A 14,519-nucleotide genomic window follows, 5' to 3' on the forward strand; every position below is an offset into this window, starting at 1 on the left:
GATCCACGGTGACGTCCCCACACTGGACGAAACGCTCAACTCCAGTGCTGGACACGGCAGCCAGGACCGGCCCATCTCATTGTGTTAGCCGTTGTAAAGCGTGTTGGGTGCTGCTGCTCAGTGCCTGTTCCTGATCCCTCCCGAAGTCGTGTCGTTAGCCGTAGCCTCTGTGCGGCGGCCGGAGTCGGCGGTCGACGGCTCGGGCGGATCTGTCCGGCCTGCGGTGGCCGACTGAATCCGGACGCTCAGCTGGGCGCCCAATACTGTTCAGCGGCGTGTCGGGCCAGGCACTGGCGCATGGTCCGCCGTACCAAGGCTCGGGTCGCCGCGATCCGGGGCGAGGGCGAGCACATGGTGTGCCCAGAGTGCGGGACGACCTGGGCGGCCGGGATCGATCGCCGGGCAGATGCGGTGGTGTGCTCCCAGCGGTGCCGGACGAGGGCCTGGCGGCGAACGCCTCTTCTGACTCGTATGACTCAGCGTCAACAAGACTATTACAAGGCTTGTTTGGCCGGAATTGGCGGGTACACACTGCTGCCACTCGCATGCCGGTGTGACCGTCGGCATCAGCCGCCCCCGGCATGCAGGGTGGTGATCGCCACCTGGACCTGGTCGGCGCCTGCCGGCGCTTCGTCACGGCCGCTGGCCGGGTGGTGCCGCAGTTGCGCGAGCGCCAGCTGTCCGGCGACGAACAGTCCGTCGTGCACAAGAACGTCGGCCGCGTTAGAGCGACGTGCGAATGGGTGGAGACCGCCGTCGATACCGGAGAAGTCGACCTGGACGAGGAGCTGACCCGCCTGCTGCGGGGCGAGTAGCCGTGCGCAGAGGGCCGCTGAAGCCGGCGGTCTCGGCCGACCGAGTGCGGGCCGCGCTGATGGAGGCCCGCCCGGCCGGGCTGAGGTTCCCCCAGTTGGTCGCGGCGACGGAACTGTCGCCGTGGCAGGCCCGCCGGGGCCTGGGCCTGCTGCGGGACATCGCGGTCGAGGAACATCTGCCGCCGATCATCTGGACGCTGGCCGACGGGTACCGCTTCGCCGGGGATCCGGTCGAGCTGGAAGCCTACGAACAGGCAATCTTCCGGCGGAAGCTGAACGAGTTCGCCCGGCTGATCACTGGCACCGTCGGCCCGCACGCCGAGATGGACCCGGACGACGAGTGGGTGCAGCTGGTCCTGGCCCAGCTCAACGGCATCAAGGCGGCGCTGGACATGCTGGTGAAGTTCCGCCGCACCCCTCCGGTCCGCACCCGCCGCTGACGAGACGGCCCGACCATGCGACGACGCCGCTACCCGTCCGACACCACCGCTGCCGAGTGGGCGCTGATCGGGCCCTTGCTGCCGGTCCCGGCCTGCCAGACCGAGACCGGCGGCCGGCCGGAGGCCCACCCGCGCCGGGAGATCGTGGACGCGATCTTCACACGTCAGCCTGGGCTCGACAGTTGTCTGCCACCGACCCGCCAGGGCCCCGCGGATGACGACCACGTCAACCTGCGTGCAACCGCTCTCCCACCCGGTGTGCGCCCCGCGCCCAGGCTACCGAGAAGTCCCACGACGCGCCGTGACCAGCATGCCGGTCGCCTGAAGGCGCACACCTGCCGAACCCTGATACCGGCGCAGCACAGCAGGGAGCGCGGCCCGGGCCCTACGATCCGCCTCCGGTCCTTGGCTCGCCAGGTGCAGTCGGATCGGACACCAGTCGGCCAGGAAGGCCGCGGCATCCTCCACTTCCTCGCCCCAGGTCTGCACGACGCTCACAGGCCGGGCGTTCACCTCAGTGAATCCTGCCCCCTCCAGGATCTTATGGACACGATCCGGTGAGGACAGTGACATACCGATGTTTTCTGCCGGGCTGACTTCCTCATCTGGGCGGGCCCGCCCGCCGGCGGCATCCAGCGCCTCTCCCAGCTCGCTGCCGTCCAAGGGCGCCGGTGTCAGGAACACAGCCCGCCCCCCGGTCCGTGATGAGCGCGCGATGTTGGTGAAAGCCTTGCCGGGATCGGCAAAGAACATAACTCCCAGTCGGCTGATGGCCACGTCATAACCGGCCTCGGGCAGGGCATGGACCTGCGCGTCGCCCACCACGAACTTCACATGAGCCAGATGCGGCTGCGCCACTCCCGCGCGGGCCAGGTCCACCAACCGCTGGTTGATGTCGATGCCTGTCACCTCACCGTGTGCTGCCCGTTCAGCGGCCGCACGTGTCAACTGCCCGGCACCGCAGCCGATATCAAGCACCCGATCCTTCTCGCTGATATCAGCCGCATCAAGGATGAGCGGGTTGAAGACACCCATCACGGCGTCGTAGCGCGCGGCGTGCCGGGCCCAATGCTCCCCGTCCGCACCAGCCCAATCCGTGACCATGCTCCCTGCCAGTGGCGATGCCTCATACGCCTTGTCTGTCGTCATGACAGTGAGGCTTCCCGTGATCTTGGCGGCTCTGTCATGATTCAGGCGTAATTCGTCTGTTTGATCTAGCGATTTCTTGTCGGTCTGTTCAGCTCACACTCGTCCGGGGGCTCGTCTGGCGGCTGCGGTCGGCATCACCGTGGGCAAGGCCACCTGTTGCGGCTGGTCCGTGCCCTGCCCGAGCCGGACGTCGGCGACGTGGAGGTCCTGGGGGTGGACGACTTCGCCTAACGACACGGCCTCGGAAGGGATCAGGAACAGGCACTCAGCGCCTCGTCTCATACCTGGTCAGGACCACGCCGCCGGGAAACGTCCGCGTCTCCACCAAGTTCAGGTTCACCCAGCTGTCCAGCGCGGTGAAGAACGGCGTTCCGCCGCCCACCAGGACCGGATGGGCGGCGATCACGTACTCGTCGATCAGCCCGGCGCGCATGGCCGCCCCGGCGAGCGTTGCGCCGCCGATGTTCATTGGGCCGCCGTCCTCGGCCTTGAGCCGGGTAATCTCGGCGATCGCGTCGCCGGTGACCAGGCAGGTGTTCCAGTCGACCTTGTCGATCGTCGAGGAGAACACCACCTTCGGCGTGTCCCGCCAGTTCCGCGCGAACTCGATCTCCGCCGGGGTGGCGCCCGGCTGCTGGTCGCCGGTCGGCCAGTAGGAGCTCATCGTCTCCCATAGCTTGCGCCCATACAGCGACAGGCCACTCGCCTGCTCGTGGTCGAGCCACCACTGGAACAGCTCGTGGCTCGGCGGTCCGCTCCAGCCGATGTCGTCGCCGGCCGCGGCGATGTAGCCGTCCAGGGTCAGGTTCATGCCGTAGATCAGTTTCCGCATGGCCCAGCCTTCCGTCCGTGGGTGGCCGGCGTATAGACCAGCGCGGCGCGGGAAACTCATCGGTGCTCGATCTGGGCTCGCCGGTAGTCCTCGTGCTCGGGGCTCAGCGTGGTGTACTCGGCCGACACGGGCAAGCCGCCTGAGCTCGACCTCGACCTCGACCTCGACCTCGCCCTCGCCCTCGCCCTCGCCCTCGCCCTCGCCCTCGCGAAGAAATGCCACGGATTTGAGACTGATCGTGGGTGACAAGGGCTGTGAGACAGCCAAGAACGCCCAGGTCACGCACCCGTGCGGGTTCGGTTGCCCCGATCTCCTCCGCCTGGGCGCTGGGGCAGCACATCGTCCTGGGCCTGGGCAGTGAGAGCCAGACCGCGCGCAACCTCGCGGCGCGCTCCGAGCTGGTGGTCAACGTTGCCTCGCCGGAGCTGTGGGAGCAGGTGGAGCGCCTGGCACCGCTCACCGGGGCCAACCCGGTGCCCGAGAGCAAGCGAACGGCGTACCGGTACGAGCCCGACAAGTTCGCCGCGTCCGGGTTCACCCCGGCCGATTCCCTCATCGTGAAGCCGCCGCGGGTCGCCGAGTGCGCGCTGCAGTTGGAGGCACGGGCCCGCGCACTGACGCCGGGCGGAACGGGGCTCTTCTTCAGCGTCGAGTGCGACGTGCTGCGCGTCCACGCCGACGAACGCATCGTCGTGCCGGGCACGCACCACATCGACCCCGCTCTCTGGAGCCCGCTCATCTACAACTTCCGCCACTATCAAGGTCTGGCACCGGAGGTCGGGTACGGCTTCCGCTCGGAAACGGTGAACACAACGACCCGTGCTGCATGACAGCCCCTCGGCGTCCATCCGAACGGCAAGCGGGGCCGCGGAGCCGAAAGAGGTTGGACAGCTTCGAACGATGTCCCGAAGATGATCGTCCAGACGAGTAGTCGCCGGACGTGAACACAGCCTTCGGCTGATCCCGTGCTCCGACCAAAGAGGCACTTGACCAGTGCGAAGGCCGTGGGGGAATGGGTCTGCTGCATCACCCGGGCTGCCGCAGCCCGAGGCCGCCGCCGGGCGCATGGTCTTGGCGGTGGACGTCACCCACTGGCTCCGGCCAGACGCTCCGACCAGCCCGGACCGCTTGTTCTGCTACGTCTACGGCCGCAGCGGCCGGTCCTCGGACCAGTTCGTGCCCGGCTGGCCCTGCTCGTTCGTCGCCGCGCTGGAGTCGGGAGGACCTCGTGGTGCCAGATCCTGGACGCACTGCGGCTGGGCCGGCCGATTGCCGGTGGAGGTCCTCGGGCGGCTACGCACGGACCACGTCATGCGCAAGCCGGTCCCGGTGCCGTGGATCTCACCGCCACAGGCGGACGGCCGCCGAAGCACGGCAAGGAGTTCCGCTTCGCCAAGCCGGACACCTGGGGCGAGCCCGATACCGCGACCGTGCAGGCCACCGACCGCTATGGCACCGCCTGCACCATGGCCTGGGATCGTGTCCGTCCTCGTCTGACCACCCGCTCCGCGTGGATCGACCACACTGGCGAACTCCCCGTCATCGAAGGCACGTTGATCCGCCTGGAGGTCGACCGCCTGCCCGGCGGTCACGATCCACTCCCCATATGGCTGTGGACATCAGCCACCGGCTTGACCGGCGAGGACGTCGACCTGCGCTGGCAGGCGTTCCTGCGCAGGTTCGACCTGGAGCACCGCTTCAGGATGATCAAGCAGACTCTCAGCTGGACCCGTCCGAAGCTCCGCGTGCCCCAGGCGGCGGACCGGTGGACCTGGCTCGTCATCGCGGCCTTCCGAACAGGAACAGCTCCTCAGGCCCTCACAAACTCCTCGCTGATGGCCAGGGCCGCCGCCATGATGCTCAGTTGGGGATTGACCTGAGGGCAGCTGGGGAGTACCGAGGCGTCTGTGACGAGGACTCCGTGTACTCCTCTGAGCCGGCCCCACGGGTCGGCCGGGAAGTGCTGTGGGTTGGCGCCCGCGGCGATCGTGCCGGTGGGGTGGTAGGCCGACAGGTGGAGGTGGCGGGCGCTCGTGGTGGACAGGAGCGTGTCGAGTTCCGCGAGGCTGGTGACGCGGGGGGTGTGGGGGATGCCGGTGAGGACTTCCTCGGCGCCTGCGGCGAACAGCAGCTCGCCCATGGCTCGGACGGCCCGTACCAGACGGCCTGCGTCGCGGCGGTCCAGGTCGTAGCGGATCAGTGTGGGCTCGCGGCCGAGGACGCGGCCGGAGGGGCGGTCGGCGATCATCGCGCCCAGGGTGGCGAGCCGGTCGGCGCCCTCGAGTTCGCGGCGCAACTCGGCGCCGAGTCCGGGGAGGATGAAGGAGCCCATTCCGGGTGGGGTGGCGGTGGCCTCTATGAGGATGCCTTGGGGGTGGTGTTCCTCCACTCCGACGCTCTGCAGTACGCCCTCCCATGCGGTGACCGGTTCGGCGAAGCGTCCGGCGACGCTCGTGGCCGGGTGGACGCTGAGGTTGTGGCCGAGACGCGGGTGCCGGCCGAGGCCGGAGCGGCGCAGGAGGGGTGGCGACTGGAGTGCGCCTGCCGCGACGACGACCAGGGGTGCGAGGATTTCGAGGGCGCCGTTGTGTCGTAGGACGCGTACTCCGGAGGCGCGCGGGCCTGCGGGGTGGTCCGTGTCGACCAGGATGCGCTCCACCCGTGCACCGGTGACGATGCGGGCTCCGGCGGCGCAGGCGTCGGGCAGTACGGAGAGCTGCACGCTCTGTTTGGCGCCGGTGGGGCAGCCCACGACGCACTGGCAGGAGCCCCGGCAGCCGGGGGCGTTACGGCGCAGGGCTCCGGCCTGCCAGCCGAGTTCGCGGGCTCCGGCGAGGGCGATACGTCCGTTGGTGCCGAGGACGTCGAGGGGTTGGGTGGCCACCCGCAGGGTGCGCTCGACCTCGTCCAGACGGCGGTCGAAGCCGTCGGCGAACGCGCATCCGAGGTCCTTGCTCCAGTGGTCCAGGACGTGGTTCGGAGTGCGGTAGCAGGTACCGGAGTTGACGACTGTCGTGCCGCCGACGGCCCTGCCGGTCGGCAGGAGGAGCGGCGGAGTGCCTAGGGCTACGGTCGCTCCGCCGTCCCGGTACAGGTCGGTGAAGCGGTCCAGGGGTGCGCGTCGGCCGAACGAGGCTGTGCCGTGGTGGTGTCCTTCCTCCAGGACGACGACGTCGAGGCCGGCTCGGGCCAGGGTCCTGGCGGCCATGGCCCCGCCCGCGCCCGAGCCGATGACCACGGCGTCGGCGGTGGAGCGGGCGGGCCAGGCGGGTGCGGGCGTCACGTCGAGCGGTGGGTCCTTGGGCACGAAACCTTTCGGTGCGGGACCGTCCTGGAGCATCCGTTCCGTTCCGGCCGCCAGGAGAACGGGCACCTTCAGTACGTCCAGGAGCGGCAGGAGTGCGGGGCGGGTGGCGAGTTCGTCCAGTACGGCCTCTCGCTCGGGCGGGGTGAGTGTGCGCAGGGTGCGTCCGGTGCGAGCCATGGCGTAGGCGTCCAGCCCGTGTGCCGCTGCCCGCAGGCCGGCCCGGGCGGCGAGCGGCATCGTGGTGAGGACCGCCTCCAGTCTCGCGGGGACACGTCGGGCCCAGTCGGTGGTGCCGTCGTCGGCGATGAGGGCGGCCACGAGGCCGGTGAGAGTCATCGTGTGCCCACCTCCGCGTGCGCGGTGCCCTCCAGCGTCCACTCGGCCTCGGTGCGCCAGCCGCCGAACCACCACCGCTCCAGCAGGACGTGCGCGTCGGCGCGTTCGCTGTTGCGGCAGGTCGCGTGGCTGCCGTCGGGGTCGGTGTAGTCGAGGGCGAGGGTACGGTCCGCCTGCTGGGTGACCTCGACCCGGATCCGGCGCAGGCCGGCTCGGCCGGTGACCGTCCACGTGGGCAGGGCGATATCGGCGCGGAAACGTCCCGCTCCCGCCCACCCGGCGGCCGGTCGTTCGGGGCGGCGGGGCCAGGTGCGGCCGTGCCGGCGCAGCCGCAGGAAGACCAGGGGCGGGAGCCTGCGCAGACCGGGGCGCATGGAGACGGCGGCGACGATCTCCAGGACGTCTCCGCGGCCGAGGTCGGCGTGCAGCCAGGCCCAGCGGCGGGCGTTGCCGTGGCCGTAGATCCGGGCCGACGCGCCAGGGGCCGCGGTGAGCGTCAGCGTCGTGTCGTCGTGGGTGAAGGTGCCGTCGTAGGAGGCGCGGGCCGCGGGGAGCATCTGGGCGGCGGGCAGCAGGGGCCTGCGCCAGGACCAGCGGGGGAAGGTGAACAGCGGCTCGTCCGCGTGTCGTTCGGTCAGATCCCAGTGCAGGGCGCCGTCCTCGGCCGTTCCGGACAGACGGCCGGGGCGGACTGCGACCTCGTCGGCGGTGAAGCCGGACTCCTGGGGCGTCCACTCGGTGGGGCCGAAGCGGGCGTGTCGTACGGGTCCGTCCTTGGGGAAGACCGCGGCCCAGCCGTGTGCATACGGCGTCGATCCGTCGGCCGGTGCGGTCAGTTCGTGGTGCAGCCACAGTCCGCTGCCGCTGTCCGGGTCGGTGAGGGTGGTGTACCAGACCTCGGTGCGGCCCGGCTCTCCACGCCAGCGGGGTGCCAGGTACGCGCCGGGATCCGCCCGCCGTGGGAAGCGGAAGCTTGCGAGGAAGGGGAGGAGTTGTGTGCCGAGAGGAAAGCGCAGGGTGCCTGTGCCGATCCGTTCGCCGTCCTCGTAGAGGGTGTACGGGAGTACGGTCATGGAGGCGATGGGTCTGCGTGGGGTGATGGATTTCCAGCCGTCGAGGGTCAGGTGGCGGCCGTCGGCGGTGAAGGTGATGCGGTAGCGGATCCTGCGTCGGGCGAGCGGCGAGATCTCCAACTCGCCCTCGGCGCTCGGGTCGTCGGCCCAGCCTGCGATCCGTATCCGGCCGGTGGCGCGGGCCTCGGTCGTGCCGAGCGGTCGTAGGAACCGGTGGGCCGTGACCGTCAGATCCAGGCGGACCCGGCGGGTGCGGTCGTCGTCGTGGAGCCGCAGGGTGCCGAGCATGGTTTCGCGGAAAGCGGTGCCGCGAGCGGGTGAGGCACTGTCCGTGGCCGCGTGGGAGGTCGTCGGCGCGCTCATGCGAGGCCCTCCAGCATGATCCGCTCGGTCGCCGTCAGATACTGCTCGGCGGCTCGCCGGGCGCCGGTCTCGTCGCCGGCCGTCACCGCGTCGACCACCGGCTCCAGACGTCCGTGGGCCACCTGGGCGTCGATGAACGGTCCCCGCAGCGCGCTCCGCACCGGCAGATAGGCGTTGAAGAGGGTGTTGGTCAACAGGACGTAGACGCGGTTGCCGGTGGCGCGGGCCAGGGCCCGGTGGACCTCGATGTCCGCGAGTTGCACGGCATCGGCGTCCGCCGCCTCCCCCACAGCGGTCAACAGTGCGCGCAGTTCGGTCCGTTGGCGGCCTGTGGCCCGGGCCGCGGCTCGCTCGGCGATCAACGTTCCGATGCTGCGCCGTACTTCGAAGACTTCGCCGATCCATTCGGGACTGTGGCGTACGAGCATGGGCAGCAGGTCGGCGCCGCCCAGGCGCAGGTAGTCCCGTACGCGCGTGCCGACGCCGTGCCGGGTCTCCAGCAGTCCGGCCTGCATCAGGCGCCCGAAGGCGTGCTTGAGGGTGGTGCGGGTGACGCCGTAACCGTCGGCGAGGGTGCGCTCGGGAGGCAGATAACTGCCCGCCGGGTGGCGGCCGGTGAGGATGTCCTCACGCAGTCGGTTTTCCAGGACGTCGACGATGGTTTCGCGGGGCAGTGCCTCCACGTCGTCCTCCAGTGGCTCAGTGGATGAGCCACTCAACCAACAAGGGTCCCGTGGAGTCAACGGCCCTGCGCCGCAAATTCGTTGGCCCTCTACCCGACATGGCGGGATGATCCGTCCTGTGATGACGACTGCCGCGTCCGAGCCGCACGACTCCGAGCCCGAGGTCCGCACCGCAGCCGGGGTGCTGCGCGGCAGCGTGGACGAGGGTGTGGCGGTCTTCCGGGGGATCCCGTTCGCCGAGCCGCCGGTGGGCCCGCTCCGTTTCGCCGCGCCGCAGCCGTTCGGGGGCTGGGACGGCGTGCGCGCGGCTGTGTCGTACGGCCCGCCGCCTCCGCAGGCCGGTCACTTCGGCATGGATGCGCTATCCCGGGACTCGGCGGGCGACGACTGGCTGACGGTCAACGTCTGGTCGCCCGAGCCGTACCCGGGTGCCGGACTCCCGGTGATGGTGTGGATCCCCGGCGGGGCGTACAGCATCGGCATGTCAAGCCTCCCCGAGTACGACGGGGCCCGCCTTGCACGGGAGGGCGGTGTTGTCGTGGTGACGCTCAACTACCGTGTGGGTATCGAGGGTTTCGCGTACCTCGACGGAGCGCCCGCCAACCGGGGCCTGCTCGATCAGGTGGCCGCGCTCGAGTGGGTGCGCGACAACGTCCGGGCTTTCGGGGGCGACCCGGACCAGGTCACCGTCTTCGGTCAGTCGGCGGGCGCGGGGTCGGTCGCCGCGCTGCTGGCGATGCCGCGGGCGGCGGGGCTGTTCCGCCGGGCCATCGCGCAGAGCGTGCAGGGGACGTTCTTCTCACCGGCCCTCGCGGCCGACATCGCCGCCGCCTGCGCGGCCGAGCTGGGCTTGCGGCCGACGGTGGCCGACTTCGCCGCCGTGGCCCCGAAGCGGCTGCCTGCCGCCGGTGATGCGGTCACCGCCAAGTCCGCGTCGTTCGCGGAGCGCTGGGGTCCCGTCGCACACAGGTCGATCTCGTTGTCACCGATCGTGGACGGCGATGTTCTGCCCGTCACTCCCTGGCAGGCCCTGGCCGACGGCGCGGGCCGGGACGTCGAGATCCTCGTCGGACACACCCGTGACGAGCAGCGGTTGCTGACCGCGCTCGACGGCATGCTCGGCCAGGTGACGGAGGAGCAGGCGGCGACTGCTCTCGAGGTCTTCGCCCCCGGTCCGGCCGGCGCGCGCCGGTACCGTGACGGGTTTCCGGCCGCAGGGCCGGACGAGCTGTACGAACTCGTCGTCTCCGACTGGCTGTTCCGCATGCCGAGCCTCCACCTCGCCGGCGCGCAGATCACCGGCGGCGGACGTGCCCACGTGTACGAACTGGCCTGGTCGGCCCCGGGAATGGGGGGCGTTCTCGGCGCCTGCCACGGCCTCGACGTACCCCTCGTGTTCGGAAATCTGAGCAGTGGGCAGCCTGCTGCTCTGATCGGCGAGAGCCCCTCCCCCGCTGCGCAGGAGCTGTCCGCGCGCATGCGCACGGCGTGGACGGCGTTCGCCCGTCACGGCGACCCGGGCTGGGCCCCGTACGACGTGGAGCAACGCCTCACGCAGATCTTCGACACTCGGTCGACCGTCATCGCCTACCCGGAGGAGATCTCTCGCCTCATCTGGCAGGACCACTCCATTCCGACCCTGCCGCTGCTCGGCCGGTAGCAGGCGGCGGCCGGGGTCCCGTACGCCGTTCACTCGATGGTGTCGAGGGATCCGCCGAGCAGTCGTCGCCCGTGACTGGTTGTGCCTGGCAGCTGGCACCGTGACTCCTGCCGGTCTTCGATGATCAGGGAGCGCTCATGGCGTCGAGTGGTGCGGATGACGGCCATTACGGAGAGGATCTGTTCGAACCGGAACGCCCCGGGGAGGCCGAGCGGATCGACGCCGCCGCGCTGGTCTACGACCCCGTCACCACGCGTCGGCTCCGGGCGCTGGGCGCAGGGCCGGGCAGCCGCTGTCTGGAGGTGGGGGCCGGGACCGGAACGGTGGCCCGGTGGCTGGTTGCGGAGGCAGGCGTGGCGGAGGTGGTCGCCCTGGACCGGGACACGAGCGCCCTGGACGGCCTCGCGGGTCCGCGGTTGCGGGTGGTCACCGGCGATCTCACGGACGAGAGCCTGCAACTCGGCGGTTTCGACCTGATCCACGCCAGGTTCGTCCTCATGCACCTGCCCGGGCGCCGCGAGCTCCTCTCACGGCTCGCGCGATGGCTGAACCCGGGAGGCTGGCTGGTGCTCGGCGATGCCGTGGAGGTGCCGGACGTCCTGGACACCTCGTCCGCCTATCGGCGGGTCATGGACGCCATGTGGCAGGCGCTGAGGTCGACGATCGGGACCGACACCTCCTCGGTCCCGGCGTATCCGCACTTCCTGAGGGAGGAAGGCCTGCGGAACGTCGCGGCGGAACTCTGCTGCCCGCCGCTGGTCGTGGGCAGCCCGCTGGCGCGTTTCTGGTCGCAGACGTGGAGCCGCATGCGGCCCGCGCTGGAGGAGAGCGGCCGGGTGGACGCCGCCGTCATCGACGAAGCACTCGCGTACCTGGCCTCGCCCCGGCTGGCCGAACTGGGGCCGGGCATGGTGATGGCTTGGGGGCAGCGGGGCTGAGAGCCTGTGTCATATCCCCGGTCGGATCAGCGCGCGGCGTCTGGTGCGTGCGATCGCAAGGCGCCGGAGCGCCCTCGATGGGGGTGCCCCCGCGCGAGCGAAGCCGAGCGTGGGGGAGGAGCCACATGGGCGGTTCGGCAACGCGGCTGGGGGTCCCCCCACGCCCTTAAGGCAGTGGGGGAGTGCGTGCCAGACGCCGCGAGCCCGGCCGGGGATATGACACAGGCTCTGAGGGGAGGGCGAGGGCGTTCGGTCACCTGTCCGGCCAGGGCCTGCCTCGGTGCGCATCAGCGCGGACGGGTCATGGCGCGTCCCCGCTCGGTGCAGGCCCGCCGCGTGCGATGCGTGCCAGGTCGGTCATGAGCGAGGCCAGCCACGAGACGGTCGCGTAGTACAGCCGCGGTGCGCCGGGCGGCTCCGCGGAGAACCCCGCGACGGCCGGGTCGATGAGCGGCACCGGCGCGGCCGGGGTGTCGCCTCCGGGGTCCAGTGCCGCCGAGACCAGCAGCATCCGACCGGCCACCCTGTCCCCCAGCCCGCTGACCGACTCGGCCGTCGCCGGGCCCAGTCCGGTGCGTGGCGACTGCAGCAGCCGTTCCGACCCCCACAGGGTGTGGTGACCGGCCATCAGCGTCGCCTGCCAGTCCACGGCGGGCGGTGCCACCCCGTGCCGCCTGCCTCCGAAGGGCGTCGGCTCGCTCAGGAACTGTGCGTACGCGGACTCCGCGAGGATGACGGCGTGCTGCAGCGACCGGTGGCCGGTCACCCCGGACGGAGCGGCAGCCGCCCCGCCCCCGGCCACCGAGGCGCTGGTCGCCACCACGATCTCGGCTGCCCTGCGCAGGAGCGCGGCCGCGGCCTGGTGCAGTTCGTCGTGGGCCCCGCGGGGCCAGGCCAGCAGGCCGAAGACCGCGCCGATCGCGCTGCCGACCAGGACGTCCAGCAGCCGGACCTCCGCCAGCCGCCAGGTCGGGGGCGCCAGCTGGGCGAAGACCAGGGCCACGAGCACGGTGAACAGGCCCTGCGCCCAGCCGACGCCTCTGACCGGCCCCACCGTGAAGGCGAAGAGCATCCACACCGGCAGTACGGCGGCGTACACCGCGGTGTCGGTCCCCGCAAGGGCCAGGATCCCGGCGGTCAGCAGGGCCCCGGCCAGCGTGCCCGCGAGGGCCCGGCGGATGGTGCTCCAGGTCTCGTCCATGGTGGTCCGGGTGAGCGTGAGGGTCGCCAGCGTGGCCCAGAATCCGTGCGGCAGCGTGTCCACCCCGGCCACGAGGCGGGCCGCCGTCAACGCCAGGGCGATGCGTACCGCGTTCTGGAAGAACACCGACCGGCGCTCGGCATGGCCGCGCACCCGGTGCCACCACAGGAGCGGCGCCCAGCTCGTGGCGTACCAGAAGCGACTCGTCGGCACCTCCACCGAGGCCCGTCGTCCTCGGACGGCCAGATCGGCCGCCGAGGCCATGGCCAGCGCGGCGTCGGCGATCTCCAGCACGGCGGCGTGCAGGCGCAGGAGGGCCGGCGCCGACGCGGTCCTGTCAGCGGGGTCGCAGACGGCTGCCCCGGCGGGGGCAGGGTTCGCGGACGCGGCCGACAGGTGGGCGCGGGCGACGACCAACTCCTCGTACGGTGCCACGGGCGACGGCCCCTCCCGGAGGCAGGACGCGGTCGCCGTGGCCAGTCGCGCCACCGCGTGCAGTACGGCGCTCACGTCGGGTCCGGGACGGCCGTCCGGCGCGGCGGGCAGTTGCGCCAGTCGGCTGAGCAGGGTGCGGGTGGCCAGGCCGGTGTGGGTGAGGGCGCGGTCGCGGATCCCCGGTCCTGCCGGTCGGTCGGCCTCCGCAACGGTCAGGGACCGCAGTGCCCGGCCGTCGTCACGGGTCGCCCGGATGTCCGCTTCGGTCAGGGCGTACGGAGGGGCGGCGAGGAGTGTCGCGCAGTTCGCGGCGGTCTGCGCGGCGCGGGCGGCCCGCTCCCGGTACGGCGGCGGGGCGTGCCCGGGAAGGATCAGCGCCTCTGCGGCGATGAACAGGCCCAGCCCGGTGGTCGTCCCGATCAGCCGCTCGCCGAGCGAGCCGGGGTCGTAGGGCGGGAAGGACGGCAGGATGTAGAGGAGTTGCAGGCCCGGCGCCGCGCCCGCCGGACGTGGTCCGCCGACCGCAGCGAAGGCCAGCGCGAAGCCGACCACCAGCATGCCGACGACGGCCGTCCAGGTGCGCACGGACAGATAGGTGCCGATGACCACCAGCAGCCAGCACACCGGCAGCAGGCGCAGCACCACCGCGGCGCGCTGCCGCCCCGTGCCGGGGATCTTGGCGAGTCCGCCCAGTGCCACGGTGGCGAACAGGGCGTAGGTGGCCGCGACGGGGCTGTCCAGGCCGTAGCGGAAGAGGTAGAAGCCGACCGCGGCGACCAGGGTCACGCGTATCGCCCGGCGGCCGGAGGCTGCGTAGGCCGCCGGGATGCGACCGGCTGGGACACCACCCACCTCTTCAGGATCACGCAGCACCAGGCTCCCGGCACATTTCCGCCGCGCCCGGCGCCTGCCTGATCCGTGCCCCCGCTCAGCAGGTGCAGGGTGGTGTTGCAGGATGCGGTGTCATGGCTCCAGGGCAGGGAGGCCGGCCAGGCCGGTGTCGCGCATGATGCGGTCGACGGTCTCCGCGAGGGTGCTGTCGGCGCCGATGACGGTCTCGACTCCGCCGGGCAGGAGGTCCAGCGGCCGGTACCAGTCCCGCAGCTGCGCCTCACCGGCGAGGCACTGTTGCCGCGCAGCACCACCAGCCGGGTCTGTTCGGTGCCCACCCTCATCTGACGGAGACTACCGGTCCACGCACCCTCCGCGGCTCTCACTCGGCTGCGTCGACGGAAGGTGCTCTCACACCGGTACCCGCCCCGCACACCCTTGTCAGCAGGCAGTGCC

At 71.3% G+C, this 14,519-nt stretch carries 12 protein-coding genes and 3 pseudogenes; 8 read left to right on the forward strand and 7 right to left on the reverse strand.

Annotation, left to right across the window (positions count from 1 at the left end):
* Positions 1-581 precede the first annotated feature (581 nt).
* The 3 genes and pseudogenes from ACZ5DS_RS18150 to ACZ5DS_RS18160 all read left to right on the forward strand — a co-directional run.
* Positions 582-815 carry a DUF6192 family protein gene (locus tag ACZ5DS_RS18150; RefSeq protein WP_468239323.1) on the forward strand — a complete coding sequence of 78 codons (234 nt, stop codon included), beginning with the start codon at positions 582-584 and terminating at the stop codon, positions 813-815.
* Between the two features lie 2 nt (positions 816-817).
* Positions 818-1,255, forward strand: a complete 438-nt coding sequence (locus ACZ5DS_RS18155; protein ID WP_468239326.1) for a RacP protein — start codon at positions 818-820, stop codon at positions 1,253-1,255.
* A gap of 15 nt (positions 1,256-1,270) precedes the next feature.
* Positions 1,271-1,411, forward strand: a pseudogene (locus ACZ5DS_RS18160) (transposase); the annotation flags it as partial.
* A 120-nt stretch (positions 1,412-1,531) separates the two neighbouring features.
* Here the strand turns inward: ACZ5DS_RS18160 and ACZ5DS_RS18165 are convergent.
* Positions 1,532-2,404, reverse strand: coding sequence for a class I SAM-dependent methyltransferase (locus tag ACZ5DS_RS18165; RefSeq protein ID WP_468239329.1), 873 nt, complete (start codon positions 2,402-2,404; stop codon positions 1,532-1,534).
* 265 nt (positions 2,405-2,669) lie between these two features.
* The gene (locus tag ACZ5DS_RS18170; RefSeq protein ID WP_468239332.1) at positions 2,670-3,236 is read right to left on the reverse strand and encodes a dihydrofolate reductase family protein; all 567 of its coding nucleotides are present in this window, start codon (positions 3,234-3,236) and stop codon (positions 2,670-2,672) included.
* 108 nt (positions 3,237-3,344) lie between these two features.
* On the opposite strand from ACZ5DS_RS18170, the gene ACZ5DS_RS18175 reads away from it, so the two are divergent.
* The 3 genes and pseudogenes from ACZ5DS_RS18175 to ACZ5DS_RS18185 form a co-directional block, all read left to right on the forward strand.
* Entirely contained in the window at positions 3,345-3,482 is a 138-nt protein-coding gene (locus tag ACZ5DS_RS18175) for a hypothetical protein (RefSeq protein ID WP_468239335.1), read from the forward strand.
* Between the two features lie 8 nt (positions 3,483-3,490).
* Positions 3,491-4,066, forward strand: coding sequence for a flavin reductase family protein (locus ACZ5DS_RS18180; protein WP_468239337.1), 576 nt, complete (start codon positions 3,491-3,493; stop codon positions 4,064-4,066).
* A gap of 202 nt (positions 4,067-4,268) precedes the next feature.
* Positions 4,269-5,026: pseudogene (locus ACZ5DS_RS18185) on the forward strand (transposase); the annotation flags it as partial.
* A 20-nt stretch (positions 5,027-5,046) separates the two neighbouring features.
* Here ACZ5DS_RS18185 and ACZ5DS_RS18190 read toward each other — a convergent pair.
* The 3 genes from ACZ5DS_RS18190 to ACZ5DS_RS18200 are packed head-to-tail and all read right to left on the reverse strand — an operon-like array spanning position 5,047 to position 8,998.
* Positions 5,047-6,879 carry a GMC family oxidoreductase gene (locus tag ACZ5DS_RS18190; protein ID WP_468239340.1) on the reverse strand — a complete coding sequence of 611 codons (1,833 nt, stop codon included), beginning with the start codon at positions 6,877-6,879 and terminating at the stop codon, positions 5,047-5,049.
* Positions 6,876-8,315 (reverse strand): hypothetical protein, encoded by a 1,440-nt coding sequence (locus ACZ5DS_RS18195; protein ID WP_468239343.1) that lies wholly within the window; start codon positions 8,313-8,315, stop codon positions 6,876-6,878. Before ACZ5DS_RS18195 ends, ACZ5DS_RS18190 begins: the two co-directional genes overlap by 4 nt.
* Entirely contained in the window at positions 8,312-8,998 is a 687-nt protein-coding gene (locus ACZ5DS_RS18200; RefSeq protein ID WP_468239346.1) for a FadR/GntR family transcriptional regulator, read from the reverse strand. Before ACZ5DS_RS18200 ends, ACZ5DS_RS18195 begins: the two co-directional genes overlap by 4 nt.
* A gap of 121 nt (positions 8,999-9,119) precedes the next feature.
* Between ACZ5DS_RS18200 and ACZ5DS_RS18205 the strand changes: the two genes are divergently transcribed.
* Both ACZ5DS_RS18205 and ACZ5DS_RS18210 read left to right on the forward strand, forming a co-directional pair.
* Complete coding sequence (locus ACZ5DS_RS18205; RefSeq protein WP_468239349.1) at positions 9,120-10,658, forward strand: carboxylesterase/lipase family protein; 1,539 nt, start codon at positions 9,120-9,122, stop codon at positions 10,656-10,658.
* 137 nt (positions 10,659-10,795) lie between these two features.
* Positions 10,796-11,596: a class I SAM-dependent methyltransferase gene (locus tag ACZ5DS_RS18210; protein WP_468239352.1), complete on the forward strand. Its 801-nt coding sequence runs from the start codon at positions 10,796-10,798 to the stop codon at positions 11,594-11,596.
* Between the two features lie 301 nt (positions 11,597-11,897).
* On the opposite strand, the gene ACZ5DS_RS18215 is transcribed toward ACZ5DS_RS18210, so the two are convergent.
* Both ACZ5DS_RS18215 and ACZ5DS_RS18220 read right to left on the reverse strand, forming a co-directional pair.
* Entirely contained in the window at positions 11,898-14,084 is a 2,187-nt protein-coding gene (locus tag ACZ5DS_RS18215; RefSeq protein WP_468239355.1) for an FUSC family protein, read from the reverse strand.
* A gap of 111 nt (positions 14,085-14,195) precedes the next feature.
* Positions 14,196-14,345: pseudogene (locus ACZ5DS_RS18220) on the reverse strand (kinase); the annotation flags it as partial.
* Between the last annotated feature and the right edge of the window lie 174 nt (positions 14,346-14,519).

This window comes from Streptomyces sp. NPDC031100, assembly GCF_055570785.1.